16 protein-coding genes are annotated in these 17,917 nt (G+C 65.5%); 4 read left to right on the top strand and 12 right to left on the bottom strand.

The annotated features are described in order from the left end of the window. Both HNO51_RS04970 and HNO51_RS04965 read right to left on the bottom strand, forming a co-directional pair. Window positions 1–1,914 (bottom strand): DUF294 nucleotidyltransferase-like domain-containing protein, encoded by a 1,914-nt coding sequence (locus HNO51_RS04970; protein ID WP_209538627.1) that lies wholly within the window; start codon window positions 1,912–1,914, stop codon window positions 1–3. Window positions 1,915–2,040: 126 nt separating this feature from the next. Next, a complete protein-coding gene (locus tag HNO51_RS04965) occupies window positions 2,041–2,430 on the bottom strand; it encodes a DUF4168 domain-containing protein (protein WP_209538626.1) in 390 nt (129 codons plus the stop codon). A 217-nt stretch (window positions 2,431–2,647) separates the two neighbouring features. On the opposite strand from HNO51_RS04965, the gene HNO51_RS04960 reads away from it, so the two are divergent. After that, window positions 2,648–3,562, top strand: coding sequence for a DMT family transporter (locus tag HNO51_RS04960; RefSeq protein ID WP_197449900.1), 915 nt, complete (start codon window positions 2,648–2,650; stop codon window positions 3,560–3,562). 30 nt (window positions 3,563–3,592) lie between these two features. On the opposite strand, the gene mtgA is transcribed toward HNO51_RS04960, so the two are convergent. From mtgA to HNO51_RS04945, 3 genes are all read right to left on the bottom strand, one after another. Next, complete coding sequence (gene mtgA, locus HNO51_RS04955; protein WP_197449899.1) at window positions 3,593–4,303, bottom strand: monofunctional biosynthetic peptidoglycan transglycosylase; 711 nt, start codon at window positions 4,301–4,303, stop codon at window positions 3,593–3,595. A gap of 24 nt (window positions 4,304–4,327) precedes the next feature. Continuing rightward, window positions 4,328–5,182: an S-formylglutathione hydrolase gene (gene fghA, locus HNO51_RS04950; protein ID WP_197449898.1), complete on the bottom strand. Its 855-nt coding sequence runs from the start codon at window positions 5,180–5,182 to the stop codon at window positions 4,328–4,330. 137 nt (window positions 5,183–5,319) lie between these two features. After that, window positions 5,320–6,429: an S-(hydroxymethyl)glutathione dehydrogenase/class III alcohol dehydrogenase gene (locus HNO51_RS04945; protein WP_209538625.1), complete on the bottom strand. Its 1,110-nt coding sequence runs from the start codon at window positions 6,427–6,429 to the stop codon at window positions 5,320–5,322. Between the two features lie 113 nt (window positions 6,430–6,542). Between HNO51_RS04945 and HNO51_RS04940 the strand changes: the two genes are divergently transcribed. Beyond that, on the top strand, window positions 6,543–7,445 hold the full coding sequence (locus HNO51_RS04940; protein WP_209538624.1) for a LysR family transcriptional regulator: 903 nt from the start codon (window positions 6,543–6,545) through the stop codon (window positions 7,443–7,445). Window positions 7,446–7,490: 45 nt separating this feature from the next. Here HNO51_RS04940 and HNO51_RS04935 read toward each other — a convergent pair whose 3' ends face one another. The 6 genes from HNO51_RS04935 to HNO51_RS04910 all read right to left on the bottom strand — a co-directional run bounded on the left by HNO51_RS04935 (window position 7,491) and on the right by HNO51_RS04910 (window position 14,008). After that, window positions 7,491–8,474: a branched-chain amino acid ABC transporter permease gene (locus tag HNO51_RS04935; protein ID WP_197449895.1), complete on the bottom strand. Its 984-nt coding sequence runs from the start codon at window positions 8,472–8,474 to the stop codon at window positions 7,491–7,493. A 4-nt stretch (window positions 8,475–8,478) separates the two neighbouring features. After that, the gene (locus HNO51_RS04930; RefSeq protein ID WP_197449894.1) at window positions 8,479–9,366 is read right to left on the bottom strand and encodes a branched-chain amino acid ABC transporter permease; all 888 of its coding nucleotides are present in this window, start codon (window positions 9,364–9,366) and stop codon (window positions 8,479–8,481) included. Window positions 9,367–9,426: 60 nt separating this feature from the next. Next, on the bottom strand, window positions 9,427–10,647 hold the full coding sequence (locus tag HNO51_RS04925) for an ABC transporter substrate-binding protein (protein ID WP_209538623.1): 1,221 nt from the start codon (window positions 10,645–10,647) through the stop codon (window positions 9,427–9,429). Window positions 10,648–10,831: 184 nt separating this feature from the next. Beyond that, a complete protein-coding gene (locus tag HNO51_RS04920) occupies window positions 10,832–11,584 on the bottom strand; it encodes an ABC transporter ATP-binding protein (RefSeq protein ID WP_234283580.1) in 753 nt (250 codons plus the stop codon). Next, window positions 11,581–12,354 (bottom strand): ABC transporter ATP-binding protein, encoded by a 774-nt coding sequence (locus tag HNO51_RS04915; RefSeq protein ID WP_197449892.1) that lies wholly within the window; start codon window positions 12,352–12,354, stop codon window positions 11,581–11,583. The genes HNO51_RS04920 and HNO51_RS04915 overlap by 4 nt, the downstream gene beginning before the upstream one ends. A gap of 274 nt (window positions 12,355–12,628) precedes the next feature. Further along, window positions 12,629–14,008 carry an L-serine ammonia-lyase gene (locus tag HNO51_RS04910; protein WP_209538622.1) on the bottom strand — a complete coding sequence of 460 codons (1,380 nt, stop codon included), beginning with the start codon at window positions 14,006–14,008 and terminating at the stop codon, window positions 12,629–12,631. 161 nt (window positions 14,009–14,169) lie between these two features. Here HNO51_RS04910 and HNO51_RS04905 point away from each other — a divergent pair, with 161 nt between their 5' ends. Together HNO51_RS04905 and HNO51_RS04900 are read left to right on the top strand one after the other, a co-directional pair. After that, window positions 14,170–15,114, top strand: a complete 945-nt coding sequence (locus tag HNO51_RS04905; RefSeq protein ID WP_197449890.1) for a LysR substrate-binding domain-containing protein — start codon at window positions 14,170–14,172, stop codon at window positions 15,112–15,114. 48 nt (window positions 15,115–15,162) lie between these two features. After that, window positions 15,163–15,822 (top strand): hypothetical protein, encoded by a 660-nt coding sequence (locus HNO51_RS04900; RefSeq protein ID WP_209538621.1) that lies wholly within the window; start codon window positions 15,163–15,165, stop codon window positions 15,820–15,822. Window positions 15,823–15,928: 106 nt separating this feature from the next. Here the strand turns inward: HNO51_RS04900 and rpoD are convergent, their stop codons facing one another. Further along, the gene (gene rpoD / locus HNO51_RS04895) at window positions 15,929–17,788 is read right to left on the bottom strand and encodes an RNA polymerase sigma factor RpoD (protein WP_197449888.1); all 1,860 of its coding nucleotides are present in this window, start codon (window positions 17,786–17,788) and stop codon (window positions 15,929–15,931) included. Between the last annotated feature and the right edge of the window lie 129 nt (window positions 17,789–17,917).

Below are 17,917 nucleotides of genomic sequence, written 5' to 3'. Positions count from 1 at the left end.
TCAGCGCGCCCGGCCGGCGTGTGGCGGCACCGGGTAGCGATACTTGAGGAACTTCTGGGCATGGCTCAGGACCTGGAAGGCATCCTTCAGGTGGTGGCGCTCGCTGTCGGCGACGTTCTCCGGTTCGATGTTGTTGTCCGGTTCATGCTCATGCTGCAGGTCGAGGACCTGGTGACGAATCCGCACCACGGAGAGCAGCTCCATGGCGTAGCGCAGCTTGTCGCCCACGCCCGGGGCCAGCAGCTGCGTGGCGGCAATGTCGTCCAGCCGCTCGAAGCTGTTCTGGGCACGCGAGCCGCACGCCAGCGCATGCACGCGGATCAGGTCGACCAGCGGCGCGGTGCCGCGGCGCTTTAGGTTGATCGAGTTGTTGTGCTTGCCATCCTTTTCCATCACGAAGGTGCGGAAGAAGCCCAGCGGCGGCTTGCGGTTCAATGCATTGCGTGCCATGGCGGCGAGGAACCGGGGGCTGTTCGGTGCCTGCCGCGCGATCAGGTCCTGCAGCTGCTCGACGTAGGCCTCCTCGCCGTAGGCGCTGTCGAGGTCGAAGAAGATCGAGCAGTGCAGCAACCGCTCCGGGGTGGGCGACGCTATCCACTCGCTGAAATAGCGCTTCCATACCGACACGGGCTGGCGCCACTGGGGATTGGTCGCCATTACCTCCCCTTTGCAGTAGGTGTAGCCACAGGCCGCCAGGCCGTCGCTGACGAACTGCGCCAGGCTGAGGAAGTAGGCATCGTGCCGGGCCGGGTCGAAATCGTCGGCGAGTATCAGGGCATTGTCCTGGTCGGTGACGATGGTCTGCTCGTTGCGGGCCATGGAGCCGTTGACCATGAAGCAGTACGCCACCGGCGGTGGCCCCAGCGCCTCCTCGGCCAGCTCCAGCAGACGCCGCACGAAGCTGCGCCCGATGGTGGACAGCGCGCTGCCGACCATCTGCGAGCTGGCGCCCTCCTCCACCATGCGCACGAAGGCGGCACGCACGTCGGGCGCCAGGCGGGCCAGCCCGTCGATGCTGGACTGGTGGAAGATGTTGCTGACGAGATAGAGGCTACTGTGGGTCTCGTAGCGAATGATGTCGGAGAGATGGACGATGCCCACCGGCCGGCGCCGGTAGAGTACCGGCAGGTGATGGATATTGTTGCGCAGCATGCACAGCATGGCCTCGTGCACCGACTCGTCCGACTGGATGGTGATCAGCCGCCCGCTCGCCAGGTCGCCCACCGGCGTATCGGGTGACACCCCCTCGGCCACGATACGGGTACGAAAGTCACTGTCGGTCAGGATGCCGCGCAGCCGCCAGGGGCGATCCTCGCTGTCGGTAAAGGTATGCCGCGGGTCGCCGTCGGGTGCGTCGAGAATCAGTGCCGCCGAGGCCTGGGCCTCGGTGATCTGGCGTGCCGCCTCCTGTACCGAGGCCCCCGCCTCGACCATCACCGGATAGCGCGTCAGCAGCTTGCGCACCCGGGTGATCATCATGTCGTTGGCCTTCTTGTGCTCCTCCACCGCGGCTTCCAGTCGTGGGCGCTCCAATTCCACGAAATCGGCGAAATGCTCGTCGGCCTCGCACAGGCGCAGGAATACCGCCTCGGGGATGTAGTAGATCAGCGTGTCTTCCAGGGCTCGCGCCGGGAAGCGCACGCGATGGTTCCTCAGTAGGCTGAACTGACCGAAGATGTCGCCCTCGCCCAGGCGATTGTAGAGATCCCCCGTGCGCCGTCGAACCTCCACCGCGCCGCTGCGGATATAGCACAACTCGTGCAGCGCCTGATCGAGCCGGAGGATGTCGGAGCCGGCCTTGAAATAGGCGACCTCGACCTGCCCGGCCACGCTGTCGAGCAATTCATCGTCGAGGGCATCGAAGGGCGGAAAGCGCCCCATGTGCTGCCGGATTTCGAGTAGTTCCGCTTCCATGTCGGTAGGGCTCCCAGGTCGATGCCAGACGTCATGCCGCTCGCCCTGAGCATAAAGGTGCGCTTGCGCCGGACACAAGAAAGGCCACCCGCGGGTGGCCTTTCTAGCTCGGTGGAGGGGACCGGCTTACGACTGCTCGGCCATCTCCTGTACGCGCTGCATCAGCTCGGGATCCTGCTGAATGGCATGGCCGATGGCATTGAAGGTGTCGACGTCGAGGCCGTTCTGCTCGACCACTTCGACCATCTTGTCGTTGGCCTCCATACGCACTTCCTGCTGGGACTGCTCGTCTTCGGCCGCGTGCAGACGCTCGGTGTATTCCTGTGAAATCACAGCGATTTCCTGGGAGGCATCGGCAAACTGCTGGAGCTGGTCGTCTGAGAAGTCCTGTGCGGGTGCCTGCGCTTGCGGCTGGCCGGCCGGATCCTGGGCGGGGTCCTGCTGAGCATGCGCCTGTACGGTCATCAGCCCGGCGGTGAGCAGGGCGGCCGAGAACAGTGCAGTCATCCGTTGCATTGAATACCTCCAAGGGTGTTGCTGTGAATGTAAGAAGTCTGACGGAGGGGAGCGAACAGAGTTCAGATTTTTAAGTTACATAATGTAATCATTGCGCCAGGCACTTCTTCTCATCCCATCGCCTCGGACGAAAAAGTTAACCTGCTAGCTTTCGCTCGCACCGGCAACCCAGTATCGTCGACCCTTGGTTTGTCGTGTAACAAGGACCTTCCCCGCGATGACGTCGCCCGCCAACTCTCGTCTCGATGCCGCCCTGCTGGCAGGCATGCCGGTACTGTTCGTGGCCCTGTGGAGTACCGGATTCATTGGTGCCAAGTTCGGCCTCCCCCATGCCGAACCCTTCACCTTCCTGTCCATCCGCTTCGTGCTGACCCTCGCCCTGCTGATTCCGTTGGTGAAAGTGATGGGAGGAACCTGGCCGAGCAGCTGGCGGCTGCGGGGACACATCGCCGTATCGGGGCTGTTGGTGCACGCGGCTTACCTCGGCGGGGTGTTCTACGGCATCTACCTGGGCATGCCGGCGGGCCTCACGGCACTGCTGGTCGGCCTGCAGCCGCTGTTGACGGCAACGTTGGCCGGGCCGCTGCTGGGCGAGCGCATCAGCGCCGTGCAGTGGCTCGGGCTCGCCCTGGGGCTGGCCGGGATCACCCTGGTGCTGGGCAGCAAGCTCGACCCGAGTACGGCCTCGTTCCAGGGCTTCGGTCTCGCTGCGCTGGCCTGCGTGCTGGTCGCGCTGGCGGGCATCACCCTGGGCACGCTGTACCAGAAGCGCTTCTGCACCGGCATGCCACTGCTCTCGGGGACGGTGGTGCAGTATCTCGCCGCCGGTATGTTGCTCGGCCTCGGTGCGCTGCTGCTGGAGGAGCGCCATGTCGAATGGACGCCCACCTTCATTCTGACCCTGGGCTGGCTGGTGCTGGTGCTCTCCATTGCCGCCATCCTGCTGCTGATGGCGCTGATCCGGCGCGGCGAGGCCTCGCGCGTGGCCAGCCTGTTCTACCTGGTGCCGCCGGTCACGGCGCTGCAGGCCTGGTGGCTGTTCGACGAGCGCCTGCCACCGGCGGCACTGGTCGGCATGGCCATCACCATCGTGGGCGTGGTACTCGCGGCGCGCGGCCAGGCGCGTCGCTAGGCTCGGTCATTGCGGCAGGCGAAGGGCAGCTCAATCGGCCGACAGCCGCTCGAGGTAGCCTGGCCCGAGGTTGCGCATCTGCTGGCGAATCCACTGGCTGCGACGTTCGACGTGAGGGCCCGGGCGGGTCGCGTCCCAGTGGCGCGGGTTGGGCAGGATCGCCGCCAGGCGGCTGGCCTGGGTCTCGCTGAGGCGCGCGGCGGAGACCCCGAAGTAGTGCTGGCCGGCCGCCTCCAGGCCGAACACGCCATGATCCCACTCGACGACATTGAGGTAGACCTCGAGGATGCGCTGCTTGGGCCATAGCGCCTCGATCAGCACGGTGAACCAGGCCTCGAAGCCCTTGCGCACCCAGTTGCGCCCCGTCCACAGGAACAGGTTCTTGGCGGTCTGCTGGCTGATGGTGCTGGCCCCGCGCAGCCGCGCCCCGTTGCGGCTCGCTTCCCAGGCCCGGCGCATCTCGTCCACGTCGAACCCGCGGTGGACGGCGAAGCGCTGATCCTCGGCAGCGATCACCGCCAGCTTGGCGTGGACGGAGAGCTCCTCCCAGGGCCGCCACTGGTGGCGGATGGGGAGCGACTCACCTGCCGTCCATGCTTCGATCTTGCGCTCCAGCATCACCATGGAGCCATAGACGGGCACAAACCTGAGCATCAGCACCAGGACGATGGATAGGACGACGAAGGCGGCCCCGACGAGGGCCGCCCAACGTAGCGTGCGAGAGAGCCAGTTCCGGATCATGACCCACCCTGGCGGGCGGTTTGCTCACTGCTTGTGAAGATGCTCGGCATGGTAGCGCAGGTGGTCCTCGATGAAGGTGGCGATGAAGAAATAGCTGTGATCATACCCCGGCTGACGACGCAGCGTCAGGGGGTGATCCTGCTCTTCGCACACCGCCTCGAGGCGCTCCGGCCTGAGCTGCTCCTCCAGGAACTGGTCGGCCTCCCCCTGGTCGATGAAGAGGTGCTGGCTCGAAGCGCCCTTGGCCACCAGCTCGCAGGCATCGTACTGCGTCCAGGCACCGGGATCGTCGCCCAGGTACTCGCGAAAGGCCTTGCGCCCCCAGGGGCACTGGGAGGGGTTGACGATTGGCGAGAAGGCCGACACCGAGCGGTAGTGACCGGGGCGGCGCAGGGCCAGGATGAGCGCTCCGTGGCCGCCCATCGAGTGGCCGCTGATCGCTTCCCGGCCGTTGAGCGGGAAGTGCTGGCGCACCACCGACGGCAGCTCTTCCGCCACGTAGTCGTACATGCGGTAGTGCTGCTTCCAGGGCTCCTGGGTGGCATTGACGTAGAAGCCCGCACCCGAGCCGAAGTCGTAGCTGTCGTGCTCGCCCGGCAGGTCGGTACCTCGCGGGCTGGTATCGGGGCAGACGATGGCGATGCCCAGCTCCGCGGCCACGCGATGCGCGCCCGCCTTCTGCATGAAATTCTCGTCGGTGCAGGTCAGCCCCGACAGCCACCACAGCAGCGGTACGCGCTCCGTCTCGGCCTGCGGCGGCAGGTAGATGGCAAACTCCATCTCGCAATCCAGCGCTCGCGAGCGGTGCCGGTAGCGCTTGTGCCAGCCACCGAAGCTCTTGTTGCTCGATATCGGCTCGAGGTTCTCGGTCATGGTCATGGTGCAGTCTCCTTGCGGTCGCTACCCAAGGATAGCGACCGGAACGGCAATTTCTAGGCAGCTCCCTGTGCGCAGCCGCCATCACGCCTCATCGTTAGGCACCGGACGCCGGTCATGGGCGCGGCACCGGGCGCCTGTTAAAAGTGCAGCACCGTACGAATGCTCTTGCCCGCATGCAGCAGCTCGAACGCCTCGTTGATCTGCTCGAACGGCATGTCGTGGGTGATGAACTCGTCGATCTTGATCTCGCCGTCCATGTAGCGCTGCACGTAGCCGGGCAGCTCGCTGCGCCCCTTCACCCCGCCGAACGCCGAGCCGCGCCACACCCGGCCCGTCACCAGCTGGAACGGCCGCGTCGAGATCTCCTCGCCGGCCCCGGCCACGCCGATGATCACCGACTCGCCCCAGCCCTTGTGGCAGCACTCCAGCGCCGAGCGCATCACGTTGACGTTGCCGATGCACTCGAAGGAGTAGTCGACCCCGCCGTCGGTCAGGTCGACGATCACCTGCTGGATCGGGTCGGCGTGCTCCTTGGGATTGACGAAGTCGGTGGCGCCGAACTGCTTGGCCAGCGCGAACTTGTCCGGGTTGACGTCGATGGCGATGATGCGGCTGGCCTTGGCCATCTGGGCGCCCTGGATCACCGCCAGGCCGATGGCGCCGAGGCCGAACACGGCGACGGTGGAACCCGGCTCGACCTTGGCGGTGTTGAGCACCGCGCCGATGCCGGTGGTCACCCCGCAGCCGAGCAGGCAGATCTTGTCCAGCGGTGCCTCCTTGGAGACCTTGGCCAGCGAGACCTCGGGCAGCACGGTGTACTCGCTGAAGGTGGAGCAGCCCATGTAGTGGTGCAGCATCTGGCCGTCGAGCGAGAAGCGCGAGGTGCCGTCGGGCATCAGCCCCTGGCCCTGGGTGGCGCGCACCGCCTGGCACAGGTTGGTCTTGCCCGAGCGGCAGAACTTGCACTGGCCGCACTCGGCGGTGTAGAGCGGGATGACGTGATCGCCGGGCTGGACGCTGGTGACGCCCGGCCCCACCGCCTCGACGATGCCGGCCCCCTCGTGGCCCAGCACCGAGGGGAACAGCCCCTCCGGGTCGGCGCCCGACAGCGTGAAGGCGTCGGTGTGGCAGACGCTGGTCGCGGCGATGCGCACCAGCACCTCCCCGGCCTTGGGATCCTGGACATCGATTTCGGTGAGCTCGAGGGGCTTGCCCGCTTCAAGAGCAACGGCGGCACGCGACTTCATTCGGATCTCCTGATGGTGAGTAACTACCCCTATCAGTCTAGGTGTGGCCAAGGTTATGATGATATAGAAACAACGACACAACATTATTCCAATTGAGCAATAATGGAGTGCCCATGGCTCACTGGGACGGCATCGAGGCCTTCGTCGAAGTGGTCCGCCTCGGCACCTTTGCCGCTGCGGCACGCCAGCTTCACGTCTCCAACTCGCACATCAGCCGGCAGGTGGCGCAGCTCGAGCAGGAGCTGGGGTTGCCGTTGCTCTACCGCACCACGCGCCAGATCCACCTCACCGATGCCGGCGAACGTTACTATGCGCGCTGCCGCGAACTGCTCGACGGCTTTCGCGAGGCCGAGAGCGACCTGCAGAGCCTGCAGGAGCGCCCCCACGGCGTGCTCCAGATCAGCTGTGCCACCACCTTCGGCGAGCGTTTCCTCGCCCCACTGGTCAATGATTTCCTGCGCCTGCACCCTCAGCTCGAGATGCGCCTGCACCTGACCAACCGCCAGGTGGACGTGATCGACGAAGGCTACGACGTGGTCATACGCATGGGGACCCTGCAGGACTCCTCGCTGGTGGCGCGCCGCCTGTGCGAGCGGCACGAATTCGTCGTCGCCTCCCCCGCCTACTTCCAGGGCATCTCGCATCCGCACTCGGTGGCGGAACTCGCCCATCACCGCTGCCTGATCGGCTCGCGCGATGTCTGGCGTTTCGATATCGAAGGGCTACACCGCGAGGTACGCGTACAGGGCCCCTGGCAGGCCAATTCGGGGATTGCGCTGCTGGATGCGGCGCTCAAGGGGTTGGGGCTGGCACAGCTGCCCGACTACTACGTCACGCCCTATCTCGCCAGCGGCGAGCTGGTCGAAGTGCTGTCCCGCTTCCAGTGCCGCGATGCCGGGGTCTGGGCGGTGATGCCGCGACACCGCCAGCACGCCGCCAAGGTGCGCCAGTTCGTCGATTACCTGGTCGAGCACCTGCCCGCCAGCCTGGAGCGGGCCTGCACGGCGACGGAATAAAAAAGGCGCCCCGCAGGGCGCCAGGAAGAGGCTTGCCGACAATCCTCACTTGAAGTTCTTGCGATACATCTTGAGCGCCTCGCCCACGATACCGCTGCGGAAACTGAGCACGCAGAGCACGAAGATTCCCCCCAGGATCGGACCGACCCAGTTGCCCAGCGGCGACTGCGCCAGCAGATGCTGGAGGCTTACCACGAGCCCCGCCCCCACCACCGGACCGAACAGCGTGCCCACGCCGCCGAGCAAGGTCATCAGGATTACTTCGCCGGACATGTGCCAGTGGGCATCGGTCAGCGAGGCGAGCTGGAACACTATCGTCTTGGTGGAGCCGGCCAGGCCGGCCAGGCCGGCGGAGAGGATGAACGCCACCAGCTTATAGGCATCGACGTTGTAGCCGAGCGACACCGCCCGCGGCTCGTTCTCGCGGATCGCCTTGAGCACCTGGCCGAACGGCGAGTGCACGGCGCGCTGGATCAGGGCAAAACCGAACAGGAAGACCGCGAAGACGAAGTAGTACATGGCCAGGCTGCTGCGCAGGCTGATGAAGCCGAACAGGTCGCCACGCGGCACGCCGTGCAGGCCATCCTCGCCGCCGGTGAAGGGCGCCTGAATGTAGAAGAAGAACATCAGCTGCGCCAGGGCCAGGGTGACCATGGCGAAGTAGATGCCCTGGCGCCGGATCGACAGGATGCCAAACACAGTGCCCAGCACCACGGCGGCGGCTGTGCCACTCAGGATGCCCAGTTCGGGAGTCAGTGCCGGGTAGCTCGACAGCAGGTAGCCGGTCACGTAGCCGCCGGTGGCCAGGAAGGCCGCGTGGCCGAACGAGAGCAGGCCGGCATAGCCCAGCAGCAGGTTGAAGGCACAGGCAAACAGGGCGAAGCACAGCACCTTCATCAGGAACACCGGGTAGGCGACGAAGGGCGCCACCAGGCCGATCGCGACCAGTACCGCATAGAAGGCGTTGCGGCGCAGGGTGGCGCGACGCTCGCGCTTCATGGAAGGCGTCATGGTTTGGGTCGTGGCCATGTCGTCATGCCTCCTTGCCGAAGAGTCCGGTGGGTCTGAGCAGCAGCACCAGAATCATCACCAGGAAGATTACGGTATTGGCCGCCTCGGGGTAGTACACCTTGGTCAGGCCCTCGATCAGGCCCATCGCCAGCCCGGTGACGACGGCACCCAGGATGGAGCCCATGCCGCCGATGACCACCACCGCAAAGACCACGATCAGCAGGTTGGAACCCATGGTCGGCGACACCGGATAGAGCGGTGCGGCCAGCACACCGGCGAAGGCGGCGAGTGCCACGCCGAAGCCATAGGTCAGCGTGACCAGCAGCGGCACGTTGACACCGAAGGCCTGCATCAGCGCCGGGTTCTCGGTGCCGGCGCGCAAGTAGGCACCGAGGCGCGTGCGCTCGATGATGAACCAGGTGGCGAAGCACACGACGACGGCCGCCAGCAGCACCCAGGCGCGGTACTTGGGCAGGAACATGAAGCCCAGCTGGTAGCCGCCGGCGAGCGACTCGGGTGTCGGGTAGCGGGCGCCCGAGACGCCGAACAGGTTGATCAGCGAGCCCTCGAAGATCAGCGCCAGGCCGAAGGTCAGCAGCAGGCCGTAGAGGTGGTCGAGATGGCCGATGCGGCGCAGCAGGACTCGCTCGATCAGCATGCCGAACAGCCCCACCGCCAACGGCGCCAGCAGCAGCGCGGCCCAGTAGTTGATGCCCAGGTAGCGCAGGCCGAGCAGCGTGGCGAAGGCTCCCAGCATGTACATGGCCCCATGGGCGAAGTTGACGATCTTCAGCAGGCCGAAGATCACCGCCAGGCCCAGGCTCAGCAGGGCGTAGAAGGCGCCATTGATCAGGCCCAGCAGAAGCTGGCCCATGAACACCGCCAACGGCACGCCGAATATCATCGTCATGTCAGGTTCTCCTCGCCGTCAGACGGGCGGCGGCCGCAGCCGCCGCCGACTTGCCATGCTTCAGTTCTGCACCAGGTCGCACTGGCTCTCCGACAGCGGGCGGTAGGCCTCCTCGGCGGGAATGGAGGTGAGGATCTCGTAGAGGTCCCACTCGTGGGTGGACTCTGCCGGCGACTTCACGCGGGCCAGGTACATGTCGTGCACCATGCGGCCATCCTCGCGGATACGCCCGTTGCGCGCGAAGAAGTCGTGGATCGGCTGCTTCATCATGTACTCGCGCACCGTCTGGGTATCGTCGCTGCCGGTGGCCTGCACGGCCTGCAGGTAGTGCATGGTGCTGGAATAGATACCGGCCTGGACCATGGTCGGCATGCTGCCCACGCGCTCGTAGTAGCGCTCGGCCCATTCGCGCGACTCGTCGTCCATGTTCCAGTACCAGCCGGTGGTCAGCAGCAGGCCCTGGGTGGCATCGAGACCCATGGCGTAGACGTCGTTGAGGAACACCAGCAGGCCGGCAAGCTGCTGGCCCGCCTCGACCACGCCGAACTGGCTCGCGGTGTTGATGGCGTTGACGGTATCGGAACCGGCATTGGCCAGGCCGATGATCTTGGCCCCGGAGCCCTGGGCCTGGAGGATGTAGGAGGAGAAGTCGTCGGTGGGGAACGGATGGCGCACACCACCGATGACCTCGCCGCCGTTCTCCTCCACCACCTTGGTGACGTCTGCCTCGAGCGCATGGCCGAAGGCGTAGTCGGCGGTGAGCATGAACCAGGTGTCCCCGCCCTGCTCGACCACCGCACGGGCGGTGCCGTTGGCCAGCGGGTAGGTGTCGTAGACCCAGTGGATATGGTTCGGCGTGCAGTGCTCGTTGGTGATGCTCGAGGCCGCCGAGCCGGATACGATGCCCAGCTTGTCGTTGGCTTCCAGCACGTTGGTCACGGCGATGGTCACCGATGAGGCGACCATGCCGGCCACCAGGTCGACATTGCGCTGGTCGACCCACTCGCGCACGGTGTTGGCGCCCACGTCGGCGCTGTTGCGGTCGTCGGCGCTGAACACCTCGATCGGCGCGCCGTCGACGCTGCCGCCGAAATCCTCGATCGCCATCTCCAGGGCCTCGAGGCCGCCCGGACCGGCCAGATCGCGATAGGTGCCGGACATGTCGGCGAGATAGCCGATGCGCACCGTCCCGTCGCTGATCTCCGCCTGGGCGGCGGTCGCCATGGCGGCGGTGGCGGCGATGGCGATACTGCTGGCGAGGGTCTTCTTGATGAAGGTCATTTTCGTCTCCAAAGCCCGGTTGGGCGGGTTGTTGTTGTCACGCGCACGCGGGAAAGTCGCGATTCGTTGTGGTGACGATCAGTGGTGAAACCCGGTTGTTGTGGTTCTATGTGGCCTGAAAGGCGCGGCTTGCGAATGGCCCGCCGGCCTGGGCACGGCGAGCCGGGCTTGCTCCGTCGGGTGGCTAGACTCCTAGCAGGGCATTGAGATGATCACGCTTCGATGGCAGCTGGGACGCGCTGATCTCCTCGACGATACGGCCGTGCTCCATGACGTAGTGGCGATCCGCCAATGGCGCGGCGAAGCGGAAGTTCTGCTCCACCAGCACGATGGTCATGCCGCGGTCACGCAGCTTGATCAACACCTCGCCCAGTTTCTGCACGATGACCGGTGCCAGCCCCTCGGTGATCTCGTCGAGCAGCAGCATGCGGGCGCCGGTGCGCAGGATGCGCGCCATGGCCAGCATCTGCTGCTCGCCGCCCGAAAGGCGTGTGCCCTGGCTGCGGCGGCGCTCGTAGAGATTGGGAAACATCTCGTAGATCTCGTCGATCGACATGCCTCCCGAGCGCACCGTGGGCGGCAGCAGCAGGTTCTCTTCCACGTCGAGGCTGGCGAAGATGCCGCGCTCCTCGGGGCAGTAACCGACCCCCAGCCGCGGAATGCGATGCGCCTTCATGCCGATGGTTTCGGTGCCGTTGATCGTGATCGAGCCGGTACGCCGGCCGACCATGCTCATGATCGCCTTGAGCGTGGTGCTGCGGCCTGCGCCGTTGCGACCCAGCAGGGTGACCAGCTCGCCGCGACGCACCTCCATGTCGACCCCATGCAGAATGTGGGACTCACCGTAGAAAGCGTGCAGGTCACGGATGCGCAGCATCTCGGCACCGTCGTGATCGCGGTAGTCGCTGCGAGTCGGCTGTTCGACGACCTGGTTCATGCGCTGGCCTCCTCGGCCGCAGCCTCGCTGCCCATGTAGGCTTCCCTCACCCGCGGATCGGCGGACACCGTCTCGTAGTCGCCCTCCGCCAGCACCGCGCCGCGCGCCAGCACGGTGATCCGGTCGCAAAGACGGCTCACCACGCTGAGGTTGTGTTCGACCATCAATACCGTGCGACCCTGGGCCACCCGGCGAATCAGCTCGACGATGCGATCGACGTCCTCCGCCCCCATGCCCTGAGTCGGCTCGTCGAGCAGCATCAGGGTCGGGTTCATCGCCAGCGTGGTGGCAACCTCCAGGGCCCGCTTGCGCCCGTAGGGCATCTCCACGGTCAGCACGTCGGCATAGTCGCGCAGGCCGACCTCGTCGAGCAGCTCGATCGCCCGCTCGTCGAGGTGCTCGAGGGTTCGCTCGGACTTCCAGAAGTGAAACGAGGTGCCGATTGGTCGCTGCAGCGCCACGCGCACGTTCTCCAGCGCAGTCATGTGGGCGAACACCGCGGATATCTGGAACGAGCGCACCATGCCCATGCGTGCGATCTCGTTGGCCTTCATGCCGGTGATCGCCTTGCCGCGGTAGAGGATCTCGCCCCGTGTCGGTGGCAGGAACTTGGTAAGAAGATTGAAGACGGTCGTCTTGCCGGCGCCATTGGGGCCGATCAAGGCGTGAATATGCCCCTCCCGGACCTGCAGGTTGACGTCATCCACGGCGGTAAAGCCGCGGAACTGTTTGGTCAACCCGCGAGTTTCCAGTATGAACTCCTGGGTCATGAGACGTCCTCTCTGGATCGTCGCGGCGATCCATGCTGATTGTTGTCGTTGTGGTGAAGGCGAAGACTGGCTTGGCCTCGCCCGGACTTCTAACCTTTACGTTAACGTAAGCTAGAGGAGAGACTCCCGCGGGGCAATAGCCGAAGGGTCGAACTCGACCAATGGCGTAGAGGTACCGGCACTTCAGTAGCTTGCGAACGAAAAACGCGATGCCGCCGGGACATCGCGTCGAGAGACAGGGCTCGACAGGGCGGCTAGCGCCACCCTGCCGCTTTCAGCATTCGATGGCGTTGACCGCCAGGCCGCCGCGTGAGGTTTCCTTGTACTTGTCCTGCATGTCGCGGCCGGTGTCGCGCATGGTGCGAATCGCCTTGTCGAGCGAGATGAAGTGCTCGCCATCGCCACGCAACGCCATCTGGGCGGCGTTGATCGCCTTGACCGAGGCGATGGCGTTACGTTCGATGCAAGGCACCTGCACCAGCCCGCCCACCGGGTCGCAGGTCAGACCGAGGTTGTGCTCCAGGCCGATCTCGGCGGCATTTTCCACCTGGCCGACGCTCCCCCCCATGACTTCCGCCAGTCCCGCTGCGGCCATGGCGCACGCCGAGCCCACCTCGCCCTGGCAGCCGACCTCGGCACCGGAGATGGAAGCGTTCTTCTTGCACAGGATGCCTACCGCACCGGCCGCGAGCAGGAAATCGACCACGTCGCGCTCGCAGGCGCCGGACTGAAACTTCATGTAGTAGTGCAGCACGGCGGGAATGATACCGGCCGCGCCGTTGGTCGGCGCGGTCACCATGCGACCACCGGCGGCGTTCTCCTCGTTCACCGCCAGGGCGAAGACGTTGACCCAATCCATCGCCCCGAAGGTCGAGGCGATCAGGCTCTGGTCGTCCCGCGCCGCCAGCAGCCGACGGTGCAGCGCCGCGGCACGCCGCTTGACGTTGAGCCCTCCGGGCAGCACGCCCTCGTGTTCGAGCCCGGCATCGACACAGGCCCGCATGGCCTGCCAGATCTGCCACAGCCCGTCACGCACCTCGGCTTCGCTGCGCCAGGCCTTCTCGTTCTCCAGCATCAGCTCACTGATGCGCATGTCGTGCATGCGGCACAGGGCCAGCAGTTCGGCCGCCGAGTTGAAGTCGTAAGGCAGCGCAGTGGTGTCCTGGTCCAGCTCGCCGCGCTCGGCCTGCGCCTCGTCGACGACGAAACCGCCGCCGATCGAATAGTAGGTGTTGTGCCACTGTTCGCCGCCGTGGCCGTGGGCAATCAGTGTCATGGCATTGGGGTGATAGGGCAGGCACTCCTCGTGCCACTGCATGTCGCGCGCCCACAGGAAGGGGATCGCCAGGCGGCCGTCGAGCATCAGTGTGTTCGCTTCGAGCAGCTCCTCGATGCAGGGCGTGACGATGGCCGGATCGATCTGGTCGGGGCGCTCACCCATCAGGCCCATGACCACGGCACGGTCGGTACCGTGCCCCTTGCCGGTGGCGCACAGCGAACCGTACAAGCGGATCTCGATTCGCGCCACCCGCTCGAGGCGGTCCTCGTCGCGCAGCGCCTGAACGAAATCGTAGGCGGCCCGCATCGGCCCCACCGTATGGGAACTGGAAGGACCGATCCCGATCTTGAACAGGTCGAAGACACTGATTGCCATATGCCACCTCGTCTGCTGCCGGCCGATCGCCTCTTGTGCGACTCATGCATCAGCCTGGCTAAAACATATTTGCCTTCACGGCACGGTTGACCTTATGTTGGTGGCGAAAGCGCCCCTCGGCAAACGAGAATATCTGCTAGGAGCTATAGCAAAACTAAACGATGAGCCGACTCCTGCATGCCCAGACCCACGCCTGGCTGAAGGTCTTCGCCGTCAGTGCCCGCCACCTCTCCTTCACTCGCGCGGCGGAAGAGCTCCACGTCACCACCGGTGCGGTGAGCCAGCAGATCAAGCAGCTCGAGGAGCGGCTGGGCTTCCGCCTGTTCCGTCGCCTGCCGCGGCGCCTGGAGCTCACCGAGGAGGGCAAGCGACTGGCCGCCGTGGTCGACGAGGCCTACCAGTCTGTCGGCCTCGAGGTAAAGCGCCTGCGCAGTGGCGTAATGAGCGGCGTGATCCGCCTGCGCAGCGTGCCGGCGTTTCTCAGCAAATGGCTGATGCCGAGGCTGCCGCGACTGCAGGCGCGCTTCCCCGACATCGAACTGCAGGTCATCGCCGAGGATAGCAGTCTGTCGCTACGCGAGGGCGAGTTCGACCTCGCCATCGACCTCAACGACGGCTACTACCCGGGACTCGCCATCACGCCGCTGATGGAAGAGGTGATCTTTCCCGTTTGTGCCCCCGCACTGATGCGCCGTCGCCCCGCCCTGTCCCGCCCCGAGGAGCTGGCCTGGTACCCGCTGCTGCACGACATCACCGCCTGGCGCGGCGGGCACCCTTACGCCGAGTGGGAACACTACCTGCATGCCATCGAGGCGCCGCCGCTCAACGTGCGCCGCGGCTACACGTTCAATCGCCACCGGCTGGCAATGGAGGCGGCGGTGGCGGGCATGGGGGTCGCCATTGCGCGGCAGGCCCTGCTCACCGACGAACTGCAGACCGGCCGCCTGATCGCGCCCTTTCCCCAGCGCATCCCGACCGGCAAGCGCTACGGCATCGTGCACACTAGCGGCGCCTTGGACGACCGCCGGGTCGCCGCGGTACACGACTGGATCGTGGAGGAGGCGCAACGCAGCCAGGGCCTGCCCATGGCGGTCCCGTCGCGATGACGCTACACTCTGCGCGAATCTTGTTTGTCCTGCCCCAGCGGAACCTCCATGCATCGAACTCCCCTGTCGCCGCCGCCCACGGCGCCTATCAGCTTTGCTGCGGCTTGCCTTCGGGCCGTGTGCTATATCCTGCTCGTCGCTGCGTTCTTGCAAGGCATCTACTACGAGGCGCTGTATCTTCCCGCCAGGCGCTCCTTCGCCGAACTGGGCTTCACCGAGCTGTGCCAGAGCGCCGTGCTGTCAGCCAGTGCACTACTGCTGTGGACGCCTTCGGTCAGGCGCGAACTCCCCACCGTCTCGCTGCTGATGCTGGCGCTGATCGTCGCCTCGCTGATTCGCGAGCAGGATTATTACCTGGACCGGCACCTTTTCGACGGCGCCTGGCAGACGCTCGTCACCCTGGTACTGCTTCCCTGTCTCACCCTCGCCCTGTGGCGGCGCCGACGCTTCCTGGACGAGTTCGTCGCCTACGGCAACAGCTTCTCGTTCGGCCTCTTCGCCGCCGGCTTTCTCGTCACCTACGTCTTCTCCCGCCTGTACGGGCGCAGCGCAATGTGGATGGCCATTCTCGAGGAGCACTATCTGCGCACCTTCAAGGAGGCCGCCGAAGAGATCACCGAACTGCTCGGCTACAGCCTGCTGCTGATCGCCGTTATCGAGCTGGTTCTGCTCACCCGGCGTTGGCAGCAGGCTCGCGCCCTGCCCTGAGGCCCGACGACTCCCTCGGTTGCCGCCTTGCCAACGCCCGAAAGCAGGACGCCCACAGCCATGCGGCCGTGGGCGTCCTGTCATCCCGGGCTGTCGGGGCTTTAAATCACTCGTCGAGGAACGAGCGCAGCGGCTCAGAACGGCTCGGATGGCGCAGCTTGCGCAGCGCCTTGGCCTCGATCTGGCGAATTCGCTCGCGGGTCACGTCGAACTGCTTGCCGACCTCCTCCAGGGTGTGGTCGGTGTTCATGTCGATCCCGAAGCGCATGCGCAGCACCTTGGCCTCGCGGGCGGTGAGTCCGCCCAGCACGTTGCGGGTGGCCTCGATCAGACCCTCGCCGGTGGCCAGGTCGACCGGTAGCTGCATGGTGCTGTCCTCGATGAAGTCACCCAGGTGCGAGTCGTCATCGTCGCCGATGGGCGTCTCCATGGAGATCGGCTCCTTGGCGATCTTGAGCACCTTGCGCACCTTGTCCTCGGGCATCTCGAGGCGTTCGCCCAGCTCTTCCGGCGTCGGTTCGCGACCCATCTCCTGCAGCATCTGGCGCGACACGCGGTTGAGCTTGTTGATGGTCTCGATCATGTGCACCGGAATGCGGATGGTGCGCGCCTGGTCGGCGATCGAGCGGGTGATCGCCTGGCGAATCCACCAGGTGGCATAGGTCGAGAACTTGTAGCCGCGGCGGTATTCGAACTTGTCGACCGCTTTCATCAGGCCGATGTTGCCCTCCTGGATCAGGTCCAGGAACTGCAGCCCGCGGTTGGTGTACTTCTTGGCGATGGAGATCACCAGACGCAGGTTGGCCTCGACCATCTCCTTCTTGGCACGGCGCGCCTTGGCCTCGCCGATGGAGAGCCGGCGGTTGATCTCCTTGAGTTCGGCCACCGCCAGCTGGACCATCTCCTCCTCGAAGGCGATCCGGCGCTGGGCGCGCTGGATATCGGCACGCAGGGGCTCCAGACGCTCAGCGAACTTGGCATTCTCGGCGATGAACTCGTCGACCCACTCCTGGCGCGACTCGTTGCCCGGAAACGCCTTGATGAAGTTCTTGCGCGGTACCTTCGCCTTCTTGACGAACAGCTGCATCACCGTCTTTTCCTGGGCGCGGACCTGCTCGACGCTGATCCGCACCTGACCGACGAGGCGCTCGAAGTGCTTGGGCACCAGCTTGATCGGGGAGAACAGCTCGGCCAGGCGCTCCATCTCGGCCTGGGCCTGCGCGCTGCCCCGCCCATGCTGGGCGATCGCCTCGCGCACCAGCTCGTTCTGCTCGCGGATCTGCTCGAAGCGGGCCTTGGCTTCCTCGGGGTCGGGGCCGCCGGTGCTCTCCTCTTCCGCCTCGTCGTTATCGTCGTCGTCTTCGTCGTCGGCGTCGTCGTCTTCGTCGTCGCTCGCGCGGATCTCCTCCTCGGGAAGCTCGGCCTCGGCCACGCCGGGGATGCCTTCGTCAGGGTCGATGAAGCCGGAAAAGAGGTCGGAGAGGCGGCCGGGTGCCTCCTCGTCCTGGGTCGCATCGTAGGCCTCGAGAATCGAGTCCACCGCACCGGGCAGCCAGGCCAGGGCCGACATCACCTCGCGCGTCCCCTCCTCGATGCGCTTGGCGATCTCGATCTCGCCCTCGCGGGTCAAGAGCTCCACGGTGCCCATCTCGCGCATGTACATGCGCACGGGGTCGGTGGTGCGACCCACGTCGCTTTCCACCGCCGCCAGGGCAGCCACGGCTTCTTCGGCAGCCGACTCGTCGGCGGAGTGATCGGACATCATCAGGGTATCTTCGTCGGGAGCCTCCTCGACGACGCTGATACCCATGTCGTTGATCATGCCGATGATGTCTTCCACCTGATCGGGATCGGCAATATCCTCGGGGAGGTGGTCGTTGACCTCGGCGTAGGTCAGGTAGCCCTGTTCCTTGCCACGCGCGATCAACTCCTTCAGACGTGACTGCTGCTGCGCATTTCCAGCCATAGAAACCCTATCTCGACGAAGAAGAATGAAGCACCTGAAGCGCTGGGGTGGAGAAAACTCATGAAGCCCAATAGTATAGCGGGAAACCTCGCGACCCCGCCAGTGCGACCCATTTGCTCGAACACTCAG

The organism is Billgrantia sulfidoxydans (genome assembly GCF_017868775.1).
GTDB classification, from domain to species: Bacteria; Pseudomonadota; Gammaproteobacteria; order Pseudomonadales; family Halomonadaceae; genus Halomonas; species Halomonas sulfidoxydans.
This window is presented reverse-complemented; position numbering and strand designations above follow the sequence as displayed.